This is a genomic window from Labrenzia sp. 5N (genome assembly GCF_012395805.1).
Taxonomy (GTDB): Bacteria; Pseudomonadota; Alphaproteobacteria; order Rhizobiales; family Stappiaceae; genus Roseibium; species Roseibium algicola.
The window spans coordinates 782,089-805,556 of sequence record NZ_JAAZTM010000020.1 but is presented as its reverse complement, the minus strand read 5'-3'; the positions used below and the strand labels follow the sequence as shown (position 1 = coordinate 805,556).

Sequence of the window (23,468 nt, the reverse complement as noted above, 5' to 3'; positions counted from 1 at the left end):
TCGCTCTCGAACTTCAGCTTCCTGAAAGGTCGCATGAAATGTGAGGGGAATGGCTCGGCAGAGACCGAGAATCTCATCGATGGCGAGTATATAGACGACCGACCGTGTTTGTCTTGCAACCTGGATACAAGTTCTGGTCACGACCGGCTTCTCCACCAAAGCTCACGGAAAACCTTCATTTTCCGCTTGCCTTCTTGACCCTTCCGCCAAGATGCTGTTTTTGCAGTGCAGCGATTTTCAACAAGGTGCCTCCGCACGAACGGAGGCCAAGTGGCTGACAGAAAACTGGCAGTGAGGGGCACATGGAACACTACGATCTGGTTGTGATCGGCAGCGGACCGGCCGGGCGCCGGGCGGCGATTCAGGCGGCAAAATTCGGATACAATGTTCTGGTGGTGGAACGCGGACGGCGGGTCGGCGGCGTTTCGGTGCACACCGGGACCATTCCTTCCAAGACTTTGCGTGAGACCGTGCTCAACCTGACCGGATGGCGCGAACGAGGCTTCTACGGTCGCTCCTACCGGGTGAAGGAAGACCTGACGGCTGCGGACCTTCGTGCGCGGTTGCACATCACCCTCAATCACGAGGTCGAGGTTCTTGAGCACCAGTTTGCCCGAAACAAGGTCGATACGATCCGGGGCGAGGCAAGGTTCATCGAGCCGCACAAGATCGAAGTGGAGGGCGATGCCGGGGAAGTTCATTTCATTACCTCGGACAAGTTCATCATCGCCGTCGGCACCAAGCCCTTCCGCCCCGACTATGTTCCCTTTGATGGCGAGTATGTTCTCGATAGCGACGAGATCCTCGAGCTTGGCGAATTGCCCCGGTCGGTCGCTGTCATCGGCGCAGGTGTTATCGGTGTCGAATATGCCTCGATATTTTCCGCGCTCGATGTACACGTGACGCTGATCGAGCCGCGTGAAACGATGCTCGACTTCCTGGACAAGGAGCTCGTTGCCGATTTCACGCATCAGCTCCGAGACCGCGGAATTGCGCTGCGCTTCGGGGCAAAAGTCCAGAAGATCGAAAAACACGGTCCCGCAGAATGTGAAATCACGCTGGAAGGCGGCCGTAGTGTCCGGTCCAACGTCATCCTGTTTGCGGCAGGGCGCATGGGCGCGACCCCGAACCTGAACCTGCAAAGCTGCGGCCTGGAAGTGGACCACCGTGGTCGTCTGAAGGTCGATCCGATGACTTTTCAGACCGACGTACCGCATATCTATGCGGCTGGAGATGTCATCGGTTTTCCGAGCCTTGCCTCGACATCCATGGAGCAGGGGCGCATTGCAGCCTGTCAGGCTTTGGGAGAAAAGGCCTACGATCCGCCAGAGTATTTTCCCTACGGTATCTATGCGGTTCCGGAAATTTCAACCGTCGGCATGACCGAGGAGGAGATCAAGGAACGCGGCATTCCCTACGAGTGCGGCGTTGCCCGTTTCCGCGAAACGTCACGCGGCCACATCATGGGCCTCGATACCGGCATGCTGAAGATGATCTTCTCGCTCAAGACCCGCCGGCTTCTGGGATGTCATATTGTGGGCGAGGGGGCGACCGAACTGGTTCACATCGGTCAGGCCGTTCTCAATCTGCGTGGTACGCTGGAGTATTTCGTCGAAAACACCTTCAATTACCCGACGCTGGCCGAGGCCTACAAGATCGCCGCGCTCGATGCCTGGAACCGTATGCCGCCACTGGATCACTGAACCAGCGGTGGCGGCCTTGTCTGACGAGCTCTTCCAGATCAACTGGAATAAGGCGGACGATCCGAACTCAGCAGAGCCAGCAATTCTCCGGCAAGGCTGCCTGAGTGACTTCGCCGCCATCTTCGATCCAGTGTGCAATTCCCTTTTCGACGTTGACCACGTTGGTGAAGCCGGCCTGTCCGGCGAGATATTCTGACAGAGCCTGGCTTCGTTGCCCCGTCTGGCAGATTAACACCACTTCGTCCGAGGGGCCGGAAATCAACTTCTGAAGTTCGCTGCCGAAGGCAGGGTTCACCTGGCCACTGTCATTGAAGAACGTAACCAGATGGCTGCCCGGAATGACGCCGGTTTGCTTCCACTCGTCAGGACGCCGGATATCAATGACCGTGGTGCCTGAGGCGAGCTTGGCCTTCAGGGTGCCGTTGTCGATATCGGAGAATTTCTTCGCCTTGACCTCAAGCAGTTCGATTTCGAATTTCAATGTTGCATCCGGCGGAATGATCCCACCTGCGCCTTGCGACCCATAAGCCATGTCCGGCGGAATGATCAGCTCGCGCTTGCCGCCGACCTGCATGCCCTCGACGCCTTTTTCCCAACCGGGAATAACGCGCCGCTCTCCCAGCGTGAACGAAAATGGCGTGCCTCGGTCGACGCTGGAGTCGAACTTCGTTCCGTCCATCAGCCAGCCGGTGTAGTGCACCACCACCGTTTCACCGACGTTTGCTTCTTCGCCGGTACCTTTTTCAATATCCCGGATCTGCAGCTCTTCCTGTGCCTGTGCCGGCAGGACGAAAAGCATGATGGCGAGAATGCGCGTAACCCATTTGAGCATGATGTGTGGTCCCGGTGTGTTGTTACGGACAAGAATTGGTCATCTGGAACAGGAAAACAATCCGGGTTTCCATCACAGTGACGGTAAGTCACAAGGCCGGGGTGGCTTGTGGTTTCCAGACCAGAGGCGCCTGGCTAGCGTATGCGCCAGTCAGGTCTTGCCAAGAGGATCGTTGACGGAGCGAATGAGCTTTTCCAGAAGGTCTGACAATTGCTGTTGTTCTTTTTCGCTTAACCCGCTCACCGCCTGCTGCTGTTTTGCAATGTAGTCGGGCATTTGCCCCTTTATCAGGTCCAGTCCCTTTGGGGTCAGGCAAACGGTGAGCGCCCGCCTGTCATCTGGATGCGGGCAGCGTTCAACCAGACCTGCTTTCTCCAGCTTATCGACCCGGGCCGTCATGCCGCCCGAGCTCATCATCGTGGTCCGGTACAATTCAGTCGGTGTCAGCTTGTAGGGTGGTCCGGACCGCACGAGGGTCGCCAGAACATCGAATTCACCCGTCTTCAGTCCGATGTCCGCGTAGGCAGGGGCAAGATAGTCGCGACCCATCACCTGAGACGCTTCGTTCAATCGACCAAGCAGAACCATTGGCGACAACTGCTCCGCGATCTCGGGTATTTCCCTTTGCCATTGCCTGCGCGCGCGCTCCGCACGGTCGATTAGCAGGTCTTCCGGATCTCCGAACAGGTGATCCGATGGCTTCTTGGTGTCGCTTGACCGGGTGGTCATGGTCGGAAACTCCAGATCATTTCCAGTCAGATGACGCACTTTTTTACAAGGGAACAAGAGGTTGCGTAACTAGCTGACATATCGACTGTTTTTGTTGTTCCGATACTCGCTGTTCCGGGTGGTCCTGTCAACTGATGTCAAGAATCTTGAAATTAAGTATCTTGAAATCAAGATAAAATGCGTTATCTGTTCTGGCAACGGTGCAGCATCAAGCCAGCGCCAAATTGTGAGGAAGGACAGTCCCATGGTGGACACGACCAGATTAGGAACATCCGCAAGTGCGGCTTCCCTGCAGCAACAAGCATCTCTTTCCGGCGAAAGGCGTGAAAGTCCTTTGGATCAGCCGTTGGTGCTGTTGTTGATCGTCGGTGGTTTTCTCGCCGTATCCACGGTGATTGCCAAGGCCGCCCCCATGACCGGGTGGCATCCTTTGGCCTTGTTGCAATGGTCCATCCTTGGCGGTGCTGGGGGTTTGTTCGTTATTAGCAGGATTGCGTCCGGAGGAAGTATGGCCGCTAAAGGGGACACAGGTGTCAGCCGGGGCCAGTTTGCCTTCTACTTGCTGGTCAGCGGTCTCCTGTTCATTGCCCCGAACATGATCGCAGTGGTTGCTGCGCCAAAGGTCGGGGCGGGGTTTGTCTCCCTGAGCTACGCTTTTCCGCTGGTTCTGACTTATGGATTTGCTGTTCTGTTGCGCCTGGAGAAGTTTCAGGTTCTGCGTGGGGTCGGCGTTCTGTTCGGTCTGGCTGGTGGCATCTTGCTGGCAGCGTCTGGACGTCAGCTTTCCGTGGATGCCTCCTGGTGGGCGATGTTTGCTCTGTCGATCCCTGTATTCCTGGCTTCCGGAAACATTTTTCGCACGGTGAAGTGGCCAGCAGGCGCGCGACCGGTCAATCTTGCTCTCGGCATGATGCTGGTCGGGTTTGCGGCACTCGGATTATTTACTGCCATGGCCGGTATCCCCGTTGTGCCCGGCACCTGGTCACTGGAGGCCACTGGCCTGCTGGCAGCCCAAATAACGATATTCGCTTTTCAGTACGGGCTGTATTTTCGCCTGCAGCATACAGCCGGGCCTGTCTATCTCAGCCAGATAGGCTCCGTCGCCGCGGTGATTGGTCTTGGCCTTGGATATCTCGCCTTTGGTGAAGTGCCAAACATGGCGAAACTGGCGGCCGTCGCAGCTGTCGGGGCAGGGATTGTGCTCGTCAGCAAAGGGCGCGGCGCTGGAGCGAAAAAGTCAGGCTAGTCTTGCCATACCTCTAACAACCGATCCCGCAACTCGCGGGATCGGTTTGTCGTCTTTGGGTTCCAGGTGATTTCTCACCCCCAGAGCCAGGCAGCTCCCCGCACACCAGAGCTGTCGCCGTGCATAGCCTTGCGGATCGGTGTCTCGAAGGTATCGGAGAAAATGTAAGGCGTCATCGCGGGCGGAAGGTCGGCATAAAGCTCGTCGATATTCGACATGCCACCACCCAGGACGAATACATCCGGATCGAGCAGATTAGCCGACATTGCAAGCGCACGGGCAAGACGGCTGACATAAGCCTCGTAGACGGCAGTTGCCACCACGTCGCCGGAACGTTTCAGCGCCATGATCTCATGGCCTTTCAGCAGCGTTCCGGTCCTGTCCTTGTAGTCAAGCTGAAAACCCGTTCCCGAACACCAGCGATCGATGGCGCCCTTGTGGCCGATCCAGCTGTCGGGACCCGGATACTCCTCCGGCTTTAGCCAGGGCACGGTGATCGCTCCCCATTCGCCACCGATGCCGTTGGCACCAAGATGGGCCTTCGCGTCGATGGCAATGCCCGAGCCGCTGCCTGTACCGATGATGATAGCGTGAACGATATGCGCTCCAGCACCTGCGCCATCGGTCGCTTCGGAAACAGCCAGACAGTTTGCGTCATTCTGGATACGAACCGGGCGGCCAAGGACCCTCTGCAGGTCCTGGTCCAGGGGCTTGCCGTTCATCCAGGTGGAATTGGCGTTCTTGACCAGACCTGTCTTGGGGGAAAGCGAACCGGGAATTCCAAGACCGAGCGTTCCCGTCTGTCCGGTTGCCTTTTCGGCCGCCTCGACCAGAAAACGGACTGCTTCCAGACAACCTTCATAGTCGTCCCTGGGTGTGTCGACCCGTTGCCGGAACAGTTCCTCGCCCTCGTTGGAAAGAGCGATGATTTCGATCTTGGTTCCACCCCAGTCAATTCCCAGCCGCATTTTCAGTCCATCCGTCTTGGCAGTTCGAAGGCAGCTGTCTGGCCGTCTTCAAGTTCGCTTGTTTGTTTTCCGTAGGTTTTGAATTTTTTCAAGATTACGGTCATTTCTTCCGCATCCAGTATCACAGGTTCACCCAGGATCAGGGCTGATAGATACTGGTCTGCCAGATCTTCCACGCCTTCCGCGGTCGAAAGCGCCTTCTGCAAGGTTGCTCCACCGGCGATCTGTCCATGATTTGCAAGCAGGCAGGCGTTTCTGTCGCCAAGTGCTGAAATCATTGCCTCGGACAATCCGCGGGTGCCGAAGGTGGCGTAATGGGCGCATTCGATACGGTCGCCACCGGCAAGCGCCACCATATAGTGAAATGCAGGAATACCGCGCCGGTGGCAGGACAGGGCGGTCGCGCGAGGACTATGGCAATGCACCACCGCGCCGCAATCCGGCTTCGCCAGATAGAAGTCAAGATGCATCCGCCATTCGGAAGACGGTAGTGTCTCGCCGCGGTAGCAGCCCTCCCAGTCCAGCGCGACGATCTTGTCTTCAGTCAGATTTTCGTAAGGCGTTCCCGACGGCGTCACCAAAAAACCGGATTCGGTGCGTGCACTGACATTTCCTGAGGTGCCTTTGGTCAGTCCGAGACGAGGCAAGGCACGGGCTGTCTCGATGATCGCACGGCGCAGGTCAGGTGTGTCACCTGGAAAAGTGGGCATTCGGGGCCTCTTTGGTTCTGGTTCGGGTGCGAGCGTTACGTTTGGCTGCGCGACCGTGGAAGCGGCGCTTACATGACAGGTATCCGGTTGCCTTTTCAAGGTATTGGTTTGATAAATCCCGTGCCCTTGACCACTCGGTTGAGGATCGCGGTGTTAAGGGACTGAATGACAGGTTTCGCAGACAAGCTCAGGCATTTGCTTGGATCGGCTGCAATGTCGGCAGACCGGACGGGTAGGGGAGCGCAATCCAGGTCGAGGCCGGGGCACCGTTCCAAGGGCCCGCGCTGGGCCGAGCCGGACATGGAAACTCTGTCTGAAGGAGGCGAGCCCAGGAAGCCCGGCCTGCCAACCCGCGCGTCCAGATCTCGTAAACGTGCTCAAGTGACGCCGTACTACATCTGGGGAACCCTGGCGTTGCTGGCTGCCGGTTTCGCCGTTGGCGGCCTGTTCCTGCACCTTGCCGGGCAAGGGAGTGAGGAAAGCGTTGCAACCGCCCCCTTGATGCCTGATCCGCTTTCTTCCCTGCAGTCTCCGGCCAAGCAGGTGCTGCTGGCTCCGGAACCGGAACTTTCCGCGGAACTGAAACGCAGCTTCCTGGGCCAGCCGGATCAGCTATGCGACGAATTACGGTCTCTGGGGCTCGGAAATCCTGGCTGGAGCCGGGCACCTTTCAGTGAAGGCCGCTGGCAATGTGCATCCGACCTGGTGCCCTTGACCACACCCAGCGTCGACTACGGTTCGACAACCCTTTTCTTTCTGCTGCGCGGCCCATCGGAAAAAAGCATCGATTATTTGCGGCTGAAGCTGGTGGTGGAAGATCCGCGCCAGATGCAGATCGGCCTTGATGCGGTCTGGCTGGTGATCGACGCCCTCTCGCTTCGGTATGGCTGGACGGTTCCGGAAGTGTTTCGTGAGGCGGTTTCCGGGTTCAGGCAACTGGAGACGACACACCGGGGCGTGCGGCTGTCGGTTTCGCCGGAAGATCCAAATCTGACGGGGGACCCGCTGGCAAGCCAACGGCTCAACATCATTCTGGACTTTGGCGAGCCGGACCTTATCCGGCCCGCCGACAGGTTTGAAAAAGCACCGCCACTGGAAAGCGGCTGGAGTGTCAGGGCCCCGGACGGTCAGGCAAGGGAATGAACTCTTCCGCATCACCGGGTACCGTATCGAAACGGCCAAGACGCCAATCTTCCTTGGCCTGCTCGATGCGCTCTTTCGATGAAGACACGAAGTTCCACCAGATATAACGCCGGCCGTCCATCGGTTCGCCGCCAAGCACTACGAAACGGGCCGGCACGGGAGACGTGTTTTCGATCACCAGATGATCACCCGGTTTGAACACCAGCAGCTGGGCCGGATCGAAATTCTGGCCGGCGATGGTGATCTGGCCCGAGACCGTATAAAGACCGCGCTCTTCCCACCCGGCATCCAGCGGGATCTTCGCTCCCGGTTCCAGCGTGATATCGGCATAGAACATGTCGGACGCTGTCTTTACCGGTGCCTTGTGGCCATAAAGCTCGCCCGCGATAAGTTTGACTGAAGCGCCCTTGTCGGCAAATTCCGGCTGTTCTTCTGTGCCGTGGTGCTGGAAGGTCGGGTCGGTCTCTTCCAGGTGTTTGGGCAGGGCCACCCAGCTCTGCAGGCCGAACAGGGGACGTTTTTCCTGCAGGCGTTCCGGCCTCTCACGTTCGGAATGCACGATGCCCTTGCCGGCGCTCATCCAGTTCAGAGCACCGGGGGCAATCGCAATCTCCGTTCCAAGGCTGTCACGGTGATACATCTCTCCTTCGAAGAGATAGGTCACCGTCGCCAACCCGATGTGAGGATGCGGGCGCACGTCGATACCGCCGCCGACCAAAAGTTCTGCCGGGCCCATCTGGTCGAAGAAGATAAACGGGCCAACCATCCGCCGCCTGGCGGAGGGCAAGGCACGTCTTACCGAAAATCCGCCGAGGTCGGATGTCCGCGGTACGATGATCGTTTCAATCGGGTCACAGCTTGCAGCATTTCCCGGTACGGGATCAGGGCAATTCAACCAGCTCATCTGCCTCTCCATCAAAGAACATTCTGTCTTGCAAACTAGATAGGGCCAGCGAAGCCGAAGTGTCCATTGAACAGTCTGTTTCGGGTTTTCATCCCCTGCACAATCTGTATAACGACCGGCCCTTCCTTGCTTTTGTTTGGTGCGACATGAAACGCGTGATGATCGTTGGCGGCCCGGGCTCGGGCAAAAGCACGCTTGCCGTTGCCCTTGGGCGGAAAACTGGACTGCCGGTGTACCACATGGACAAGATCCACTACCGCTCCGGCTGGAATGAACGGTCCCGGGAAGAGAAAGACCGGCTGACACATGAGGTCCATCTGAAGGATGTCTGGATCTTCGAGGGCGGTCATTCAAGCACCTATGCGGAGCGAGTCGAACGTGCCGACACTTTCATCTGGCTCGACGTCCCTGTAACGCGCCGCATATTTCGAGTGCTGAAACGGTCGGTGAAATACAATGGGCAAAGCCGTCCGGATCTGGCCGAGGGCTGCCCGGAGCAGTTCAACTGGCAAACTGTTGAATTCCTGAGGTTCATCTGGCGCACGAGACACTCCGCCAGAGCCAAGCTGGAGCACATCTACCGCGAACCTCCGGACCATCTGAAAGTCTATCGGTTCAGCGCCCTTGCCGAAATCGACGACTTTCTGGCGCGACCCTGGCAACAAGGATGAAGGCTCATCCTGTCTCTTGACAGGTGCGCCTGACGGGCGGCACAACAGGGGCTCACCCGGGGTGCCTCCAGAAGAGGCTGAGATACTGCTGGCGCACTTGCGCAGTGCAGGGACCCGACGAACCTGATCCAGGTCATGCTGGCGAAGGGAAGGTGTTCTCGGCCAACTGCGTTCGCCACGGCAATGCACCAACCCGGCCACCTTTCCAAGCCGAATGTCCGAAGTGCGGGACCTTTTCCGGTCCTTGCGGAGATCCGTTGAATGCTAGCGGGCTACCAGACATTCCGTGATGTCGAACGACTGACGTCCACCCTGGCAGGAGAGGCGGAATGAAGGTCGGTATCAAAGGGGCGGGTGTCGCCGGTCTGGCACTGGCACATGAGCTTGTCTCGCGCGGTGTGCGGGTGGAGCTGCTGGAAAAACACAAGGATCTCACCGCCAGTGCCTCCTGGCTCGCAGGCGGCATGTTGGCGCCATGGTGTGAGCGGGAAAGTGCCGAGGAAGATGTTCTGCGGCTCGGGCAAGCGTCCATTGGCTGGTGGCGCAAGGTCCTGCCAGGGCAGTTTCAGCAAAATGGCACGCTGGTTGTTGCCGCGCCGCGCGATACTGGGGAACTGAGCCGGTTCGCTTCTCGGACCAACGGTTTTGAATGGCTCGACAGCGCAGCGCTGGGCGCACTCGAGCCGGACCTCGCAGGCCGTTTTGCAAAGGGGCTCCATTTTGTCGGGGAAGCCCATCTCGATCCGCGCCTGGCTCTCACCACGTTGCAGGCAAAGGTGTCTGAAAGTGGTGCTCACGTCAGGTTCGAGGCGCAGGACTTCACCTTGTCGACCGATCTTGTCGCCGATTGTACCGGCATGGCCTCGCCGGATTCGCATTTGCGTCCCGTACGCGGTGAAATGCTGATCCTCCACGCGCCGGATGTCTCCCTCTCGCGGCCGGTGCGTTTTCTGCACCCGCGCATCCCGGTCTATGTCGTGCCTCGTGACAACGGTGTCTTCATGGTCGGGGCAACCATGATCGAAAGCGGCGACCAGGGGGCCGTCAGTGTTCGTTCCACAATGGAACTTCTGAATGCCGCCTACAGCCTGCATCCGGGATTTGCCGAGGCAAAGATCATCGAAACCGGGGTGGGCCTCCGCCCGGCATATCCAAACAATCTTCCTCGTCTCACGTTTACCGGCAACACGTTGTCAATGAACGGATTCTACCGGCACGGCTTCCTGCTTGCTCCGCATTTTGCCATGGAGGCGGCAGACAGGATCGTGCAAAACCTTCAGGAGAAGTCCCGTGAAGCTAACCATTAACGGCGAACCTCAGGAAGTTGTCAGCGCAACGCTGGCTGCGCTTCTGGACGAACTGGCCTATGACCATGAGTTTCTTGCAACGGCACGCAACGGCGATCTGGTTTGTGCTGAAGAACGAAGCGATTGCGTCCTTCAAGCTGGCGACCGTATCGAGATCCTGTCGCCGATGCAAGGGGGATGACGCTCATGTTTGAAGTTTATGGCGAAAGCGTTGCGTCGCGTTTCCTGCTTGGAACTGCCCAGTACCCATCACCCCAAATTCTGTCGGACGCGGTGAAGGTATCTGGGGCTGAAATTCTGACGGTGTCCCTTCGGCGCGAAACGGCAGGAAGTGGCGGAGGCGGCCGGTTCTGGGACCTGATCCGGGAACTGAACGTCAAGGTGCTGCCCAACACTGCCGGATGTCATTCGGTGAAGGAAGCCGTCACCACCGCAAAAATGGCGCGCGACCTTTTTGGAACCGACTGGATCAAGCTGGAAGTGATCGGTCATCACGACAGCCTGCAGCCGGATGTCTTTGGCCTCGTGGAAGCCGCACGTATCCTGAGCGATGACGGCTTCAAAGTGTTTCCCTATACGACGGACGATATTGTCGTCGGCGAACGGTTGCTTGACGCGGGGTGCCAGGTGCTGATGCCCTGGTGTGCGCCAATCGGTTCGGCGAAGGGGCCGGTCAATCCGGATGCCCTTCGTGCCTATCGCAGTCACTTCAAAGGCATCCCACTTGTTGTGGATGCCGGTCTTGGCAGACCGTCCCATGCGGCCGCTGTTCTGGAACTCGGTTTCGATGCGGTACTGCTGAATACGGCTGTCGCAAAGGCCGGAGACCCTGTCGCAATGGCCAAGGCCTTTGCAGTTGCAATTGAGGCCGGTCGCCTGGCCTATGAAGCCCAACCCCTGGAACCTCGCGACATGGCGGTTCCTTCTACCCCGGTTCTCGGAATGGCGGTGTTTGAATGAAGCTCGATCCCTTTTACCTCATCGTCGACAGTTCCGACTGGATCGAGCGGCTGGTTCCGCTTGGCGTCAAACTGGTTCAACTGCGCATCAAGGACGCGAGCGACGAAGTCCTGCGTAAGGAAATCGCAGCATCCAAGAGCGCTTGCGAAAAGCACGGCTGCCAACTTGTCGTGAACGACTATTGGCAGCTCGCGATTGAACTGGACTGCGACTTTGTCCACCTTGGTCAGGAAGACCTTGCTGACGCCGATGTCGCGGCCATTCGCAAGGCGGGTCTGAAACTTGGCGTTTCGACCCACGACGGTGAGGAACTGGAAACCGCTCTTTCTGTCGAGCCCGATTATGTCGCGCTGGGGCCTGTCTATCCAACGATCCTGAAAGAAATGAAATGGGCGCCCCAAGGCGTTGAAAAGGTCGGGCGGTGGAAGCGGCAGATCGGCGAATTGCCGCTTGTTGCTATTGGCGGCCTCAATCCGGAACGTCTGCCGGGTGTGTTCGAGAACGGCGCAGATATCGCAGCCGTTGTCACCGACATCACCCGGAATGCCGACCCGGAAGCGCGCACCAGGGAATGGATAATGGCGACAGATCCCTGGCGGTAGGTGGAACTCGTTTCGCCTTCGGCCTGGTTAAACGAAAATCGCTTTATCGCGCGCGACTTGATCGCGCAGAAAGTCCTGTGCCGCGGCAACATGGCGGAGAGGGCGCGAACTTTCATGTGTCACCATCCAGTAGGCCCGGTGAAGCTTTATCTCCGGGAGAACGGCGATCAGGTCGGCATTATCGCGCGCGATAAAGTCGTGAAGGATGCCGATACCGGCGCCGGACCTGACTGCTTCGGTCTGGCCGAGTGCGGAGGCGATTTCAAATCGCGCGGTCCAGTCTTTCAGGATCTCGGTGCCATAGTTCAGCGATGGCGAATAGAGCAGGTCTTCCACGTAGCCAATAAGATCGTGGTCGATCAGATTGCTTGCGGAGGCAGGTGTTCCCCGGCTTTCCAGATAGGTTTTTGACGCATAAAGACCGAGCGAATAGTCGACGAGCTTGCCGGCAACCAACCTGCCTGTTTCCGGCCTGTCTATTGTCACGGCGATATCAGCTTCACGGCGGGAGAGCGAGAAGGAGCGGGGTACGGGAACGAGCTGCACCGTCAGTCCGGGATGTTTTTCCGTGAGCTTGCCAAGCCGGGGCGCAAGATACGCGACTCCGAAACCATCGGGCGCGCCGATGCGAACGGTTCCGGAAATTTCCGGCGTGTTGTTTGTCAGGTCGGCTTCCGCTGCCACCGCCTCGGCTTCGATCCGTTCTGCCCGGTCAAAGAACCGGCTGCCGGCTTCCGTCAGAAGGCAGCCGGATGTTGATCTGTCGAAGAGGCGTGTGCCGATGCTGTCTTCGAGGCTCGTCAGCCTGCGCGCCACCGTGGCGTGGTTGAGGCCCAGACGGCGCGCTGCCGCCAGGATTTGTCCTGTTCGAGCGATCGCGAGAAAGATGCGGATGTCGTCCCAGTTCATGTCGATTTGCTTTCCGCGATGACCAGCCACTCCGTTTTGTTTTTTCAGCTGATGTCAGATACCAGGCACGATGGCCGCCGCGTTCATGGTGGTGAGTTCACGCCTTGCTGCACACCGGCTTTTGGTAAAGTTTCAGCCGGGATGACAACCGAGGGGGATTGGACCTATCGTTTGTCTCAGACGCTTCGGGGCGTTTTATTGCATAACTTCAAAAAACGCACAACGGGTCCGGAAATCTGGTTCTTGTTTGTAGCAAAAATAAAAGTCAAAAAAGACGTCATCTCGGACGCTCGCCCAAAATCCTTTTGGCTGGTGTCAGGACATATTGGGAGAAACGCGACATGCGGAAGATCGGTCATTTTATCGGCGGCAAGCACGTGGAGGGAAACTCCGGCCGCTTTGCAGACGTCTACAACCCGGCAACCGGTGAAGTCGAGGCGCAGGTCGCCCTGGCCAGCCAGGCCGAGATGGACGCGGCAATCGCCAATGCTGCCGCCGCACAGCCTGCCTGGGCGGCCACCAACCCGCAGCGTCGCGCTCGCGTGATGATGAAGTTCGTAGATCTTCTCAACCGCGACATGGACAAGCTGGCTGAAGCTCTTTCCCGCGAGCACGGCAAAACGATTCCGGACGCCAAGGGCGACGTTATCCGCGGTCTGGAAGTCGCCGAGTTCTGCATTGGTGCGCCGCATCTCCTGAAGGGTGAATTCACCGAAGGCGCCGGTCCTGGCATCGACATGTACTCCATGCGCCAGCCGCTTGGCGTCGTTGCCGGCATCACGCCGTTCAACTTCCCGGCCATGATCCCGATGTGGAAATTCTGCCCGGCGATCGCTTGTGGCAACGCCTTCATCTTGAAGCCGTCCGAACGCGATCCGTCCGTGCCGATCATGCTTGCTGAACTGATGATCGAAGCCGGTCTGCCGGAAGGTGTTCTGAACGTCGTCAACGGCGACAAGAGCGCGGTCGATGCGATCCTGGACGATGAAACCATCCAGGCTGTCGGCTTCGTCGGTTCCACACCGATTGCCCAGTATGTTTATGCCCGTGCAACTGCATCCGGCAAACGCGCCCAGTGCTTCGGTGGCGCAAAGAACCACATGATCATCATGCCGGATGCGGACCTTGATCAGGCAGCCGATGCTCTGATCGGTGCCGGTTACGGCGCGGCCGGCGAGCGTTGCATGGCTGTTTCTGTTGCCGTGCCGGTTGGCGAAAGCACTGCAAATGCACTGATCGAGAAGCTTGCGCCGAAGGTGGAAGCACTGAAGATCGGGCCGTACACGGCTGGCAATGACGTCGACTTCGGTCCGCTGGTGACCAAGGAAGCGCTTGCCCGCGTAAAGGGTCTCGTCGACCAGGGCATCAAGGAAGGTGCGAAGCTGGTTGTCGATGGCCGCGATTTCTCCATGCAGGGCTATGAGAACGGCTTCTTCATGGGCGGCTGCCTGTTCGACAACGTCACCAAGGACATGGACATCTACAAGACCGAAATCTTCGGTCCGGTCCTGTCCGTAGTTCGCGCAGAGACCTACGAAGAAGCTCTCGATCTGCCGCTCAGCCACGAATACGGCAACGGCACTGCGATCTTCACCCGTGACGGCGACACCGCCCGCGACTTCGCGTCCCGCATCAACATCGGCATGGTTGGCATCAACGTGCCGATCCCGGTGCCGCTCGCCTACCACACCTTCGGCGGCTGGAAGAAGTCCGGCTTTGGCGATCTCAACCAGCATGGTCCGGACGGGTTCAAGTTCTACACCCGCACCAAGACCGTGACCTCCCGCTGGCCGTCAGGTCTGAAGGACGGGGCCGAGTTCGTGATCCCGACGATGAAGTAATTCCTCCCGGAGCAAGTCCGGTCTGGCGCTCCCGGTTTCGCCTGGAGCGCCTCTTTTTTGTCTTGTAAAATGATAAAAAATGAATTTTATTATTTATTATTAAATGCGTGTGGAGACCTCTCATGCCTCAGATAATTCCGCCTGTGCTCTTCGGCCTGTTCCTGTTGTTGATGGTCCCGGTTACGATATTGTGTCCCGGTTCGCCCATGCTTCCTGCACCGTTCCAGTGGGCTGGTTTGGCAGTCGTCGCCCTGGGGTTGTTTTTCCTCAAAAAGGGGCATGGCACGTTCCTTTCGCAAGAAACGGAAATCCATACGTTCCGGCAGCCAACCCGCTTGGTCACCTCCGGCATCTACGCGCTTTCGCGCAATCCGATGTATCTTGGGTTTTTGTGGGTGCTGCTCGGGGTTGCTGTCTGCACCAACGAAGCATTGAACGTCCTTTTCGCAATCGTCTTTTTTCTGGCCGCGCAGTTTTGGTACATCCCGATTGAGGAGCGGAACGCCGAGAAGACGTTTGGCCAGCCTTACCTGGACTACAGAAAAAATGTGAGGCGTTGGCTTTAGAAATGGCAAGACCGAAGGTTGAAAACGCCGAAATCCGGGAGAGCCTGCTGCAGGCTGCGGAACACCGCTTGCGGCGGCAAAGTTCGCCGCGCTTTTCCGTGACTGATCTGGCGGCCGATTGTCGGATGTCGCAATCGAATGTCTACCGGTTTTTTCCCAACAAGGCGGCTCTCATGGCCGGCTTGGCGGAACGCTGGTTCGAAGACGTGGAAGTTGCGCTTCAGGTGGAAATTTCAGCTGCGGAAAGCTGGCAATCGAAACTGGCAGCTTTTGTCAGGGTGCAGCTCGTAATCAAGTCAGAAAGGTTTGACGACGATCCGGACCTGTTCCGGGCCTATCTTACTCTGGCTGGAGAGCATCCCGAACCTGTCACCATCCATGTGAGCAGATTACGGAAAATGCTGGAAGGGATTCTTGGCGCCGTATTTGAAGGACGCGAACTGAAAAGGGCGTGCGAATTGGTTGAAGACGCAACGCAACTGTTCAGGGACCCGTTTCTGATTGCCCGCCTTAGGCCAAGGTGCACGGAAGAACGCGCCGAAGCGGTTCTCGCCGCGGTGCTTTCCGAATTGGAGCATCGTCTCGTGCGATAGCTGTCACCGCGAACCTCCGCTAAAGGCACTGGCTGTTAGACGCAGCAGCTGCCTTTTTCGGGCGTTTGTTGGAAACAAGGCCTGCACAAAGCCGTCTTCTGGAGATTCAGGAGATAATTTCATGAACGAAGATTTCACAAGCGTCCTGAAAACCTCTTGTCAGGATTGTGCATCCGGTGAAAGAAAATAGGCATCTGCTGGCGCAGTACTGCGCCGATACCGGTCGCCCTTGCATGGCATTCCCATTGCCACCGTGGCAATCTGCCTCTTGAATTTGGGCGGACGGGGCGACACTAAACGGCTGATGACAATAAAAAGGGAAAAGATCGGGACGGTGCTTGAGGGTGAGGGGCAGGACAGCGGAGCAGCAGCTGCTTTCGGCTGGCCGGACAAAGGAGAAAGCCGTAGCTTGAAACGGGCTGGTCGGCTTCTGGCCGTATCTGATCTGCTGTGGATTGCACAGGCCGGATTGATTTCCTGGGCGCTCGGATCGCTCCCCATGATGTTTTCCACCGCGGATGACGGCCAGGTTATCGAAGGCGATCTGACAGGCTTGGCCTTCCAGGCTGCCGCCGGCATCGCACTGGTTGCTGTTTTGAGAGTGTTGCTGCAAAACCGAGCCGAAACGGTTGCCCGGCAAACTGCCCGTGCAATCCAGAGCAGGGCACGTGCAGAGCTGCTTTCCGTTGCCGCCAGAACGTCGCCGTCTGCAGAATTCCCATCTTCCGGAGCCTTTGCCGCCCATGTTACCGAACAGGTCGACCTGCTCGGACCTTACTATCGGAATTTCGAACCTCAGAAGGTTCGGCTTCGTCTTGTACCCCTCGGGATCGTTGCCGCCACTGCCGTGTTCAGTTGGGTCGGTGCGCTGATCCTGGTTGTCTGCGGGCCGCTCATTCCTGTTTTCATGGCGCTGATTGGTATGCGTGCCAAGGCTGCGAGCGAGACGCAACAGGAAGAACTGGTGCGGCTGAGCGGCAGTTTGCTGGACAGGATCAGGGGCCTGGAAACACTGACCCTGTTTGGCGCAATCGAGCGTACCCAGCGGCAAATCGCTGACGCGGGCGAACGGTTCAGAACCGGCACCATGCGTGTCCTGAAGATCGCATTCCTCTCCTCAACCGTCCTGGAACTCTTTTCCGCACTCGGAATAGCCTTCTGCGCGGTCTATGTGGGGTTCTCGCTATTGGGTGAAATCCAGGCTGGAACCTGGGGCGGGCCCCTGACCTTTGCGCAGGGCCTTTTCATTCTGCTGCTCGCACCGGAGTTCTTTGCCCCCTTGCGTGCCTACGCGGCAGCCTATCATGACAGGGCAGGCGGACTTGCCGCGCGGAAGAAGCTGGCGACACTTTTTCCGTCGCAGGAAACCCCTGGAAACCCTAAGCGCGCTGAACGATCAGACGAGCCAGTCGGTACCATTTCACTTTCAGGCCCGCCCGCCATTCAGTTCAGGTCTGTCGGCATTTCCCACGATGAGCGCTGTGTCTTAAAGGAGTTCAATCTGACGATTGAACCGGATGAAACGCTTTTGGTCGAAGGGCCGAGCGGCAGCGGCAAGACCACACTGATTGACGGAATACTGGGCTTCCAGGAGCCTGATTCCGGCAAAATTCAGGTGAACGACCTTACTGCAACCGCGATTGCATCATTGCTGCGTCGAAAGGTTATATGGCTCGGCCAGTCGCCCAGGCTGTTCCATGGCAGTCTCAAGGCCAACCTCCTGAGAGCTGTTGATACATCTGCAGCGGTTACGGAGGACGATCTCTGGCAAGCCCTTCGCCTTGCCGGGGCCGAAGCGCTCGTCCAGCGCCTGCCTCGTGGTCTGGAAACACCTTTGGGAGAAGACGGTTTCGGCCTCTCGGTTGGGGAGATCCGCCGGGTGGCTCTCGCGAGGGCGGCAATGCGCAAGGATGCTGTCCTGCTGTTGGCGGACGAACCAACAGCCTCGCTGGATGAAGAAACGGCAGCAGATGTCATCGAGGGATTGCGGAAACTTTGCGATGGCCGGACCGCCGTGATCGCCACACACGACCCGGCCCTTCGGAAAATCGCCTCGCGGCGGATTGACCTGAAGGCGCTCGGCGTCCTCGCCGAAGGGGAGGTGTTCGCGTGAGGTCTGTCTGGCATATCATTCGCACCCAGCACCGGTACGACAGCTTTCATTTCTGGCTTGGCATTCTTGTGGCATTGCTGCCTGCGGCTGCCGGGCTTCTTCTGCTTGGCGTTTCCGGCTGGTTCATCACCGCCGCGGCTATTGCGGGTTTGAGTGGTGCGTTCTTGAACATCTTTGCGCCAAGCGCGCTCATTCGCGCTTTTGCGATTGTCCGTACCGCCGGCCGTTACGGTGAAAGGGTCCTGACACATGACGCCACGTTCCGGTTTCTGACCGGGTTTAGAAACCGGCTGTTTGCGGCGATGGCACTAAAGACAAACGACGGTCAGCGATCCGGATTGCTGCTCAATCGTCTGACACTCGACGTTGCCGTCCTCGATACGGTTTATTTGCGTCTGGTGGTTCCTCTGGTGCTGTCGCTGGTTGTTGCGGTCTCGTTGCTTCTGGTCTGGAGCAGCGTATCGCCGCTTTTGTTGCTTACCGGAGCAGTCTTCGTTTTGGCCTGGCTCGGGCTCGCGGTCTGGACCTTTGCACGGTCCGACACCAAAACCGCCCGCCGCTCTGACGCGGCGCTGGATGCCATGCGGCTTCGAGCTGCGGATCTGGCAGCAGGCCGGCGGGATCTTGCGATTTACGGCGGTCTGGAAGCGGCGGCCGACTCGGTCCTTGTCGCCGACACGCGCTTGGCGGAAGCCCAGGAGGTTGAGGATCGCCGTACCAGCAAGCTGACAGCGGGTTCCACACTCCTTGGACAGTTGTTTCTTGCCGTCATGCTTCTTGTCTGTCTGCACGAAGTCGGGAATGGCGCGCTGACGGCGGCTTTCAGCGTCGGTCTGATACTGGTGGTGATGGGGCTTCCGGAAATTTTTTCGATGAGCTTGCCTGGCCTTTCCAGATTGCCTCGCGTCGCGTTGGCAGCTGGTCGGATCATGCACTTGATGCGTCGCCCCGAAGACGTCGAGCCTTCGCAGAGCCTTTCCGTACCAGAGACTGGACGCCAAGGCGCCGTGCCTGCGCTCGCTTTCGAGGACGTCAGTTTTGGCTATCCCGGTGCTGACAGAAGCGTTCTGGAGGGGCTCTCCTTTCACCTCGATCAGGGCGAAATTCTCGCATTGGCAGGGCGCAGCGGTTGCGGCAAGTCGACGATTGGGGCTTTGGCTGCGCGGTTACGAAAGCCAGGGCAGGGGAAGATACTTCTGGGTGGGCTGGAAATCGACCGTATCTCCGAGAAAGAGCTACGCCGCAAGGTTACCGTCATTGGGCAAAAAGCCTATCTCTTCAACGAGACCGTTGCCGAGAACCTGCGTGTTGCAAACCCGGATGCTGGCGACACGGAACTTTGGCGTGCGCTTGAACAGGCGGCGCTTGCTGAACGCATTTCTGAAAATCCGAAAGGCCTGCAGACCATTCTCGGTGAGGGGGGGCTCGGATTGTCCGGTGGAGAGCAGAGGCGTCTTGCCCTGGCGCGTGCCTTTCTGACGCGGCCGGCCCTGTTTGTTCTGGACGAGATGACCGAGGGACTGGACGCCGCAACCGCTGCGGATGTTCTGGACCGGTTTTTGTCCTATCGCGGCGATGCGGCCGTCCTGATGATTGCACACCGTCGGCAGGAGTTGGAGCGGGCAGACCGCGTGCTGGATCTGACGGCGCCATGCAGCAGCGGCATTCGGTCGCCGGAAATAATTCTTTCCGAATTTCAATGAGTTCTCCCGCAGTTTTCCGCATCTTGAGGTTGTCGCGACCTAACTGTCGCATTGACCTTGGGGGGGCGGTGGGCCACGATCAGCCAATAGGAAGACTCGTTTTCCAAGCCGGTTCATTGACGGGATTGGCGGCCGCAATCCGCATTCACTGTGAAGTTGATTGCCGTTGCCGGATCGGGACGAAAACCGGGTTTTCAATCAAGATCGACACAGGCCCGGTCTCCTCCGACAGGGCGTTTACCCGTCGATCGTCCTGATGTGCAGACGTGCCTGTTGGCGTTCGATAGAACGTTGGACACGACTGCCGAAATGCTCGGGCCTCTCCGGTCCGTAAAGGGGGAATACGATGGAACTGAACGTCGTTGACCTGTCCCGGCTGCAATTTGCCATGACAGCGCTCTACCACTTCCTGTTTGTGCCTTTGACCATCGGCCTGTCAATCCTGCTGGCCACCATGGAAACAGTCTATGTGATGACCGGCCGAGAGGTCTGGAAGCGCATGGTCAAGTTCTGGGGCACCTTGTTCGGGATCAACTTCGTCCTGGGGGTCGCTACCGGTCTGACGATGGAGTTCCAGTTCGGCATGAACTGGGCCTACTTCAGTCAATATGTCGGCGATGTCTTTGGTGCGCCTCTGGCGATCGAGGGCCTGATGGCTTTCTTTCTGGAAGCCACATTCGTTGGTCTGTTCTTCTTCGGCTGGGACAGGCTCTCCAAGCGCCAGCATCTGGCTGCCACGTGGGCTGTCGCGATTGGAACAAACCTGTCGGCACTCTGGATCCTGATCGCCAACGGCTGGATGCAACACCCTGTCGGGTCCGCATTCAACCCCGACACCATGCGCATGGAAGTCACCAGTTTCTATGAAGTGCTGTTCAATCCGGTGGCGCAGGCGAAGTTTGTGCACACCGTTTCTGCAGGTTATGTCACCGCATCCATGTTCGTTCTGGGTATCTCTGCCTGGTACATGTTGAAAGGCCGACATATTCCGATCGCCAAACGATCCATGGCCATCGCGTCCGCCTTCGGCTTTGCATCTGCACTTTCGGTTGTCGTTCTCGGGGATGAAAGCGGCTACGAGGCCAACCTGAACCAGAAGATGAAACTGGCGACGATCGAAGCCATGTGGGAGACCGAGCCGGCTCCGGCCTCGTTCAACGTGATTGCCTGGGCGGATATGGAGAAGCGGGAGAACGTCTTTGCCATCGAAGTTCCCTATGTCATGGGCCTGATCGCAACGCGTTCCCTCGACACGATCATTCCCGGCATCAAGGATCTGGTTGAGCGGACAAAGGACCGCATCCGGCAGGGTGCCATAGCCTGGGATGCGCTGCAGAAAATCCGGCAAGATCCGGCAAATGCAAGCGCGGATGTCCGCGAAACCTTCCTGCAGAACGAGAACTCGCTTGGGTACGCCTATCTGCTGCTGCCGTTCACGGACAATCCGATGGAAGCGACCACCGCTCAGGTGGACGCGGCCGCCTGGTCCACCGTGCCGGAAGTCATGCCGATGTTCTATTCCTTCCGGATCATGGTGGCGTGCGGCTTCTTCTTCATCCTGATGACCACGGTGTTCTTCTACTATTCGTCGTCCGGACGGCTGGACGTTCTGAGAGAAAAGCGTCGTTGGCTGCTGCATGTCGCAGTCTGGTCGATCCCGTTGCCGTGGATCGCCTGCGAAATGGGCTGGTTCGTCGCCGAGTATGGCCGTCAGCCCTGGATCATCGAAAGTATGCTGCCGACCTCTGCCGGTGTCTCGAGCCTTAGCGTGACCGAGGTCCTGCTGACGCTTGCCGGTTTTGTTGCGCTCTACAGCACGCTTCTGGTGATCGAGATCACGCTGATGATCAAATACATCAAGATCGGCCCTGAAGACGGCGAAAACCCGGACGCAGTTCCGGCCGCGCCAAAGCAGCCGGTCCCGGCCGCAGCCTCTGTACCAGCGGAGTAATCGAAAATGATCCTCTATGAAATGATCGACTACTCCATCCTGAAGATGATCTGGTGGCTGCTGCTCGGCGTCCTTCTGATCGGATTTGCCGTGATGGACGGTTTCGACATGGGCGTTGGCGCGATGCTGCCCTTCGTTGCCGAGACAGATATCGAACGGCGTGTCGTCATCAACACCATCGGCCCAACCTGGGAAGGAAACCAGGTTTGGTTCATCCTGGGGGGCGGGGCGATCTTTGCTGCCTGGCCGCCGCTCTATGCCATCAGCTTCTCGGGGTTCTATCTGGCGATGTTCGTGGTATTGGCCGCGATGATCCTGCGGCCGGTGGCCTTCAAGTATCGGTCCAAGCGGCCGGATCCCTCCTGGCGCAACGCCTGGGACTGGGCACTGTTCACGGGGTCTTTCGTGCCGGCGCTTGTCTTCGGTGTTGCCGTCGGCAATGTGTTGCTCGGGGTCCCGTTCTCGCTCGATAACGATCTGCGCATGACATACGAAGGGTCGTTCTTCGCTCTGTTTTCGCCGTTCTCGCTGCTGTGCGGGCTGTTGTCGGTGACGATGCTCGTCACGCATGGGTCTGTCTGGCTGGTGATGCGGGCGTCAGGTGATATTGCTGCGCGCGCGCGGCGGTTCGGCACGGTAACGGCAGGCCTCAGCATCGCTCTGTTCGCTCTCGGCGGGTATCTCGTTGCCAGCGGCTATGTGGAAGGTTTCCGCATTACATCCGAAATCGATCCGAACATGGCGGCCAATCCACTGGCGAAGCAGGCGATCACCGAAGGTGGGGCGTGGATGTACAACTACACAGTCCACCCCATCCTCTGGCTGGCCCCCGGTCTCGGGTTCCTTGGCCTGTTCGGAACGCTCGTGCTTTTGCAGACACGTTTCGAAATGCCGATCTTCCTCTTCTCGAAGCTGGCGATTTTCGGGATCATCTCGACAGTCGGTGTCTCGATGTTCCCGTTCATCTTGCCATCATCGATACAGCCCGAAGCCAGCTTGACGGTTTGGGACGCATCTTCCAGCCACCGGACCTTGTTCAATATGCTGGTGGCGACGCTCATCTTCCTGCCGATCATCCTTGTCTACACCGCTTGGGTGTACAAGGTCCTGTGGGGCAAGGTGGATGAAGAAACCATCGAACGTGACAACCACAGCGCTTACTGAGGAGACTGCAACATGTGGTATTTTGCCTGGGTCCTCGGAATGCCTTTGGCCTGCGCCATGGCGATCCTGAACGCGATGTGGCTGGAGCTGAGGTCGGAGGACGAACGCCGCCGTCTGGAAGGCCGCAAGTAGTTCCGGCTTTTCTGGAAATCGTGTTGGAAAATGAAAAAGCCCCGGATTGCTCCGGGGCTTTTTGCTAGACCAGGTCCTGGTGGATCAGGCGGCTTGCACTTTTGCAGCGCGCAGCTTTTCCAGGATGTTCTGCGGCGAGGAAACGCCGTAAGGATCGCTTTCGCAGTTGTCGGAGAAGCCTTCTTCTTCGAACCACTGCTCGACGATGCCGTCATTGATGACCGCACCATAGCGCCAGGAACGCATGCCGAACCCGAGATTGTCCTTGGCAACCAGCATGCCCATCTTGCGGGTGAACTCGCCGGATCCATCCGGAATAACCTTGACGTTCTCGACGCCCTGAGCCTTTGCCCAGGCATTCATCACAAAAGCGTCGTTGACGGAGATGCAGTAGATTTCATCAACGCCTTCAGCCTTGAACTCTTCAAACAGCTTTTCGAAATCCGGAAGCTGATAGGTGGAGCAGGTCGGAGTGAATGCGCCTGGAAGCGAAAACAGAACGACCTTCTTGCCCTTGAAGTAGTCGTCGCTGGTCTTGTCTTCCCAGCGGAACGGGTTCGGACCTTCAATGGATTCATCACGGACGCGGGTGCGGAAGGTAACGAACGGAACTTTTTTGCTGAGCATCGCAAACTCCAGAAATTGAACGGTTGCAAACTGTCCAGGGTGCCGAAATCGTGCCTTGCCCGCGGGAGGAGAACCGGGCAGGGCACAAGCGCCC

Annotated in this window: 23 protein-coding genes and 1 riboswitch; of the genes, 16 read left to right on the top strand and 7 right to left on the bottom strand. The window is 58.2% G+C overall.

Translation table 11 applies throughout. From position 1 onward, the window contains the following. Positions 1 to 302: 302 nt before the first annotated feature. Entirely contained in the window at positions 303 to 1,703 is a 1,401-nt protein-coding gene (gene sthA, locus HEP89_RS24155; protein ID WP_023004084.1) for a Si-specific NAD(P)(+) transhydrogenase, read from the top strand. 67 nt (positions 1,704 to 1,770) lie between these two features. On the opposite strand, the gene HEP89_RS24150 is transcribed toward sthA, so the two are convergent. Both HEP89_RS24150 and HEP89_RS24145 read right to left on the bottom strand, forming a co-directional pair. Continuing rightward, a complete protein-coding gene (locus HEP89_RS24150) occupies positions 1,771 to 2,535 on the bottom strand; it encodes an FKBP-type peptidyl-prolyl cis-trans isomerase (RefSeq protein WP_062488988.1) in 765 nt (254 codons plus the stop codon). Between the two features lie 150 nt (positions 2,536 to 2,685). After that, positions 2,686 to 3,264 carry a MarR family winged helix-turn-helix transcriptional regulator gene (locus tag HEP89_RS24145; RefSeq protein WP_023014493.1) on the bottom strand — a complete coding sequence of 193 codons (579 nt, stop codon included), beginning with the start codon at positions 3,262 to 3,264 and terminating at the stop codon, positions 2,686 to 2,688. 94 nt (positions 3,265 to 3,358) lie between these two features. Between HEP89_RS24145 and HEP89_RS24140 the strand changes: the two genes are divergently transcribed. After that, positions 3,359 to 4,510, top strand: coding sequence for a DMT family transporter (locus HEP89_RS24140; protein ID WP_209014810.1), 1,152 nt, complete (start codon positions 3,359 to 3,361; stop codon positions 4,508 to 4,510). A gap of 74 nt (positions 4,511 to 4,584) precedes the next feature. Here HEP89_RS24140 and HEP89_RS24135 read toward each other — a convergent pair whose 3' ends face one another. Together HEP89_RS24135 and HEP89_RS24130 are read right to left on the bottom strand one after the other, a co-directional pair. Continuing rightward, positions 4,585 to 5,478, bottom strand: coding sequence for an ROK family protein (locus HEP89_RS24135; RefSeq protein ID WP_023004088.1), 894 nt, complete (start codon positions 5,476 to 5,478; stop codon positions 4,585 to 4,587). A 2-nt stretch (positions 5,479 to 5,480) separates the two neighbouring features. Further along, positions 5,481 to 6,188, bottom strand: a complete 708-nt coding sequence (locus HEP89_RS24130) for a class II aldolase/adducin family protein (protein WP_023004089.1) — start codon at positions 6,186 to 6,188, stop codon at positions 5,481 to 5,483. Positions 6,189 to 6,488: 300 nt separating this feature from the next. Here HEP89_RS24130 and HEP89_RS24125 point away from each other — a divergent pair, with 300 nt between their 5' ends. Further along, positions 6,489 to 7,331: a DUF6030 family protein gene (locus HEP89_RS24125; RefSeq protein ID WP_168693230.1), complete on the top strand. Its 843-nt coding sequence runs from the start codon at positions 6,489 to 6,491 to the stop codon at positions 7,329 to 7,331. Here HEP89_RS24125 and HEP89_RS24120 read toward each other — a convergent pair. Next, positions 7,300 to 8,235, bottom strand: a complete 936-nt coding sequence (locus HEP89_RS24120; protein WP_031270780.1) for a pirin family protein — start codon at positions 8,233 to 8,235, stop codon at positions 7,300 to 7,302. The two genes, HEP89_RS24125 and HEP89_RS24120, sit on opposite strands and share 32 nt — an antisense overlap. 146 nt (positions 8,236 to 8,381) lie before the next feature. On the opposite strand from HEP89_RS24120, the gene HEP89_RS24115 reads away from it, so the two are divergent. The 5 genes from HEP89_RS24115 to HEP89_RS24095 all read left to right on the top strand — a co-directional run bounded on the left by HEP89_RS24115 (position 8,382) and on the right by HEP89_RS24095 (position 11,775). Next, on the top strand, positions 8,382 to 8,906 hold the full coding sequence (locus tag HEP89_RS24115) for a DNA topology modulation protein FlaR (RefSeq protein WP_209014809.1): 525 nt from the start codon (positions 8,382 to 8,384) through the stop codon (positions 8,904 to 8,906). A 47-nt stretch (positions 8,907 to 8,953) separates the two neighbouring features. After that, positions 8,954 to 9,074: riboswitch (TPP riboswitch) on the top strand. A gap of 161 nt (positions 9,075 to 9,235) precedes the next feature. Then, positions 9,236 to 10,213 (top strand): glycine oxidase ThiO, encoded by a 978-nt coding sequence (gene thiO, locus HEP89_RS24110; protein ID WP_168693228.1) that lies wholly within the window; start codon positions 9,236 to 9,238, stop codon positions 10,211 to 10,213. Then, the gene (gene thiS, locus HEP89_RS24105) at positions 10,197 to 10,394 is read left to right on the top strand and encodes a sulfur carrier protein ThiS (RefSeq protein WP_077290045.1); all 198 of its coding nucleotides are present in this window, start codon (positions 10,197 to 10,199) and stop codon (positions 10,392 to 10,394) included. The genes thiO and thiS overlap by 17 nt, the downstream gene beginning before the upstream one ends. 5 nt (positions 10,395 to 10,399) lie before the next feature. Beyond that, positions 10,400 to 11,173 (top strand): thiazole synthase, encoded by a 774-nt coding sequence (locus HEP89_RS24100; protein ID WP_077290044.1) that lies wholly within the window; start codon positions 10,400 to 10,402, stop codon positions 11,171 to 11,173. Beyond that, the gene (locus tag HEP89_RS24095; protein ID WP_075281625.1) at positions 11,170 to 11,775 is read left to right on the top strand and encodes a thiamine phosphate synthase; all 606 of its coding nucleotides are present in this window, start codon (positions 11,170 to 11,172) and stop codon (positions 11,773 to 11,775) included. The genes HEP89_RS24100 and HEP89_RS24095 overlap by 4 nt, the downstream gene beginning before the upstream one ends. Before the next feature lie 27 nt (positions 11,776 to 11,802). On the opposite strand, the gene HEP89_RS24090 is transcribed toward HEP89_RS24095, so the two are convergent. Further along, complete coding sequence (locus HEP89_RS24090; protein ID WP_062488980.1) at positions 11,803 to 12,684, bottom strand: LysR family transcriptional regulator; 882 nt, start codon at positions 12,682 to 12,684, stop codon at positions 11,803 to 11,805. Between the two features lie 341 nt (positions 12,685 to 13,025). Here HEP89_RS24090 and HEP89_RS24085 point away from each other — a divergent pair, with 341 nt between their 5' ends. The 8 genes from HEP89_RS24085 (at position 13,026) to cydX (ending at position 22,747) form a co-directional block, all read left to right on the top strand. Next, entirely contained in the window at positions 13,026 to 14,525 is a 1,500-nt protein-coding gene (locus HEP89_RS24085; RefSeq protein ID WP_168693227.1) for a CoA-acylating methylmalonate-semialdehyde dehydrogenase, read from the top strand. Positions 14,526 to 14,647: 122 nt separating this feature from the next. Further along, positions 14,648 to 15,091, top strand: coding sequence for an isoprenylcysteine carboxylmethyltransferase family protein (locus tag HEP89_RS24080; RefSeq protein ID WP_168693226.1), 444 nt, complete (start codon positions 14,648 to 14,650; stop codon positions 15,089 to 15,091). Between the two features lie 2 nt (positions 15,092 to 15,093). Then, positions 15,094 to 15,684: a TetR family transcriptional regulator gene (locus HEP89_RS24075; RefSeq protein ID WP_168693225.1), complete on the top strand. Its 591-nt coding sequence runs from the start codon at positions 15,094 to 15,096 to the stop codon at positions 15,682 to 15,684. Positions 15,685 to 15,988: 304 nt separating this feature from the next. Then, positions 15,989 to 17,797, top strand: a complete 1,809-nt coding sequence (cydD, locus tag HEP89_RS24070) for a thiol reductant ABC exporter subunit CydD (protein ID WP_168693224.1) — start codon at positions 15,989 to 15,991, stop codon at positions 17,795 to 17,797. After that, positions 17,794 to 19,500, top strand: coding sequence for a thiol reductant ABC exporter subunit CydC (cydC, locus tag HEP89_RS24065; protein ID WP_168693223.1), 1,707 nt, complete (start codon positions 17,794 to 17,796; stop codon positions 19,498 to 19,500). The genes cydD and cydC overlap by 4 nt, the downstream gene beginning before the upstream one ends. 346 nt (positions 19,501 to 19,846) lie before the next feature. Then, positions 19,847 to 21,451, top strand: coding sequence for a cytochrome ubiquinol oxidase subunit I (locus HEP89_RS24060; protein ID WP_055653799.1), 1,605 nt, complete (start codon positions 19,847 to 19,849; stop codon positions 21,449 to 21,451). Positions 21,452 to 21,457: 6 nt separating this feature from the next. Next, entirely contained in the window at positions 21,458 to 22,615 is a 1,158-nt protein-coding gene (cydB, locus tag HEP89_RS24055) for a cytochrome d ubiquinol oxidase subunit II (protein WP_077293074.1), read from the top strand. 12 nt (positions 22,616 to 22,627) lie between these two features. Next, entirely contained in the window at positions 22,628 to 22,747 is a 120-nt protein-coding gene (cydX, locus tag HEP89_RS24050; protein ID WP_031270783.1) for a cytochrome bd-I oxidase subunit CydX, read from the top strand. An 84-nt stretch (positions 22,748 to 22,831) separates the two neighbouring features. Here cydX and HEP89_RS24045 read toward each other — a convergent pair whose 3' ends face one another. Further along, entirely contained in the window at positions 22,832 to 23,374 is a 543-nt protein-coding gene (locus HEP89_RS24045) for a peroxiredoxin (protein WP_055653804.1), read from the bottom strand. Positions 23,375 to 23,468 lie beyond the last annotated feature (94 nt).

What these genes read in the sequence shown, in the direction of transcription:
- sthA (WP_023004084.1), top strand. Translation starts at nt 303, where the DNA reads ATGGAACACTACGATCTGGTTGTGATCGGCAGCGGACCGGCCGGGCGC.
- HEP89_RS24150 (WP_062488988.1), bottom strand. Translation starts at nt 2,535, where the DNA reads ATGCTCAAATGGGTTACGCGCATTCTCGCCATCATGCTTTTCGTCCTG.
- HEP89_RS24145 (WP_023014493.1), bottom strand. Translation starts at nt 3,264, where the DNA reads ATGACCACCCGGTCAAGCGACACCAAGAAGCCATCGGATCACCTGTTC.
- HEP89_RS24135 (WP_023004088.1), bottom strand. Translation starts at nt 5,478, where the DNA reads ATGCGGCTGGGAATTGACTGGGGTGGAACCAAGATCGAAATCATCGCT.
- HEP89_RS24130 (WP_023004089.1), bottom strand. Translation starts at nt 6,188, where the DNA reads ATGCCCACTTTTCCAGGTGACACACCTGACCTGCGCCGTGCGATCATC.
- HEP89_RS24125 (WP_168693230.1), top strand. Translation starts at nt 6,489, where the DNA reads ATGGAAACTCTGTCTGAAGGAGGCGAGCCCAGGAAGCCCGGCCTGCCA.
- HEP89_RS24120 (WP_031270780.1), bottom strand. Translation starts at nt 8,235, where the DNA reads ATGAGCTGGTTGAATTGCCCTGATCCCGTACCGGGAAATGCTGCAAGC.
- HEP89_RS24115 (WP_209014809.1), top strand. Translation starts at nt 8,382, where the DNA reads ATGAAACGCGTGATGATCGTTGGCGGCCCGGGCTCGGGCAAAAGCACG.
- thiO (WP_168693228.1), top strand. Translation starts at nt 9,236, where the DNA reads ATGAAGGTCGGTATCAAAGGGGCGGGTGTCGCCGGTCTGGCACTGGCA.
- HEP89_RS24100 (WP_077290044.1), top strand. Translation starts at nt 10,400, where the DNA reads ATGTTTGAAGTTTATGGCGAAAGCGTTGCGTCGCGTTTCCTGCTTGGA.
- HEP89_RS24095 (WP_075281625.1), top strand. Translation starts at nt 11,170, where the DNA reads ATGAAGCTCGATCCCTTTTACCTCATCGTCGACAGTTCCGACTGGATC.
- HEP89_RS24090 (WP_062488980.1), bottom strand. Translation starts at nt 12,684, where the DNA reads ATGAACTGGGACGACATCCGCATCTTTCTCGCGATCGCTCGAACAGGA.
- HEP89_RS24085 (WP_168693227.1), top strand. Translation starts at nt 13,026, where the DNA reads ATGCGGAAGATCGGTCATTTTATCGGCGGCAAGCACGTGGAGGGAAAC.
- HEP89_RS24080 (WP_168693226.1), top strand. Translation starts at nt 14,648, where the DNA reads ATGCCTCAGATAATTCCGCCTGTGCTCTTCGGCCTGTTCCTGTTGTTG.
- HEP89_RS24075 (WP_168693225.1), top strand. Translation starts at nt 15,094, where the DNA reads ATGGCAAGACCGAAGGTTGAAAACGCCGAAATCCGGGAGAGCCTGCTG.
- cydD (WP_168693224.1), top strand. Translation starts at nt 15,989, where the DNA reads ATGACAATAAAAAGGGAAAAGATCGGGACGGTGCTTGAGGGTGAGGGG.
- HEP89_RS24060 (WP_055653799.1), top strand. Translation starts at nt 19,847, where the DNA reads ATGGAACTGAACGTCGTTGACCTGTCCCGGCTGCAATTTGCCATGACA.
- cydB (WP_077293074.1), top strand. Translation starts at nt 21,458, where the DNA reads ATGATCCTCTATGAAATGATCGACTACTCCATCCTGAAGATGATCTGG.
- cydX (WP_031270783.1), top strand. Translation starts at nt 22,628, where the DNA reads ATGTGGTATTTTGCCTGGGTCCTCGGAATGCCTTTGGCCTGCGCCATG.
- HEP89_RS24045 (WP_055653804.1), bottom strand. Translation starts at nt 23,374, where the DNA reads ATGCTCAGCAAAAAAGTTCCGTTCGTTACCTTCCGCACCCGCGTCCGT.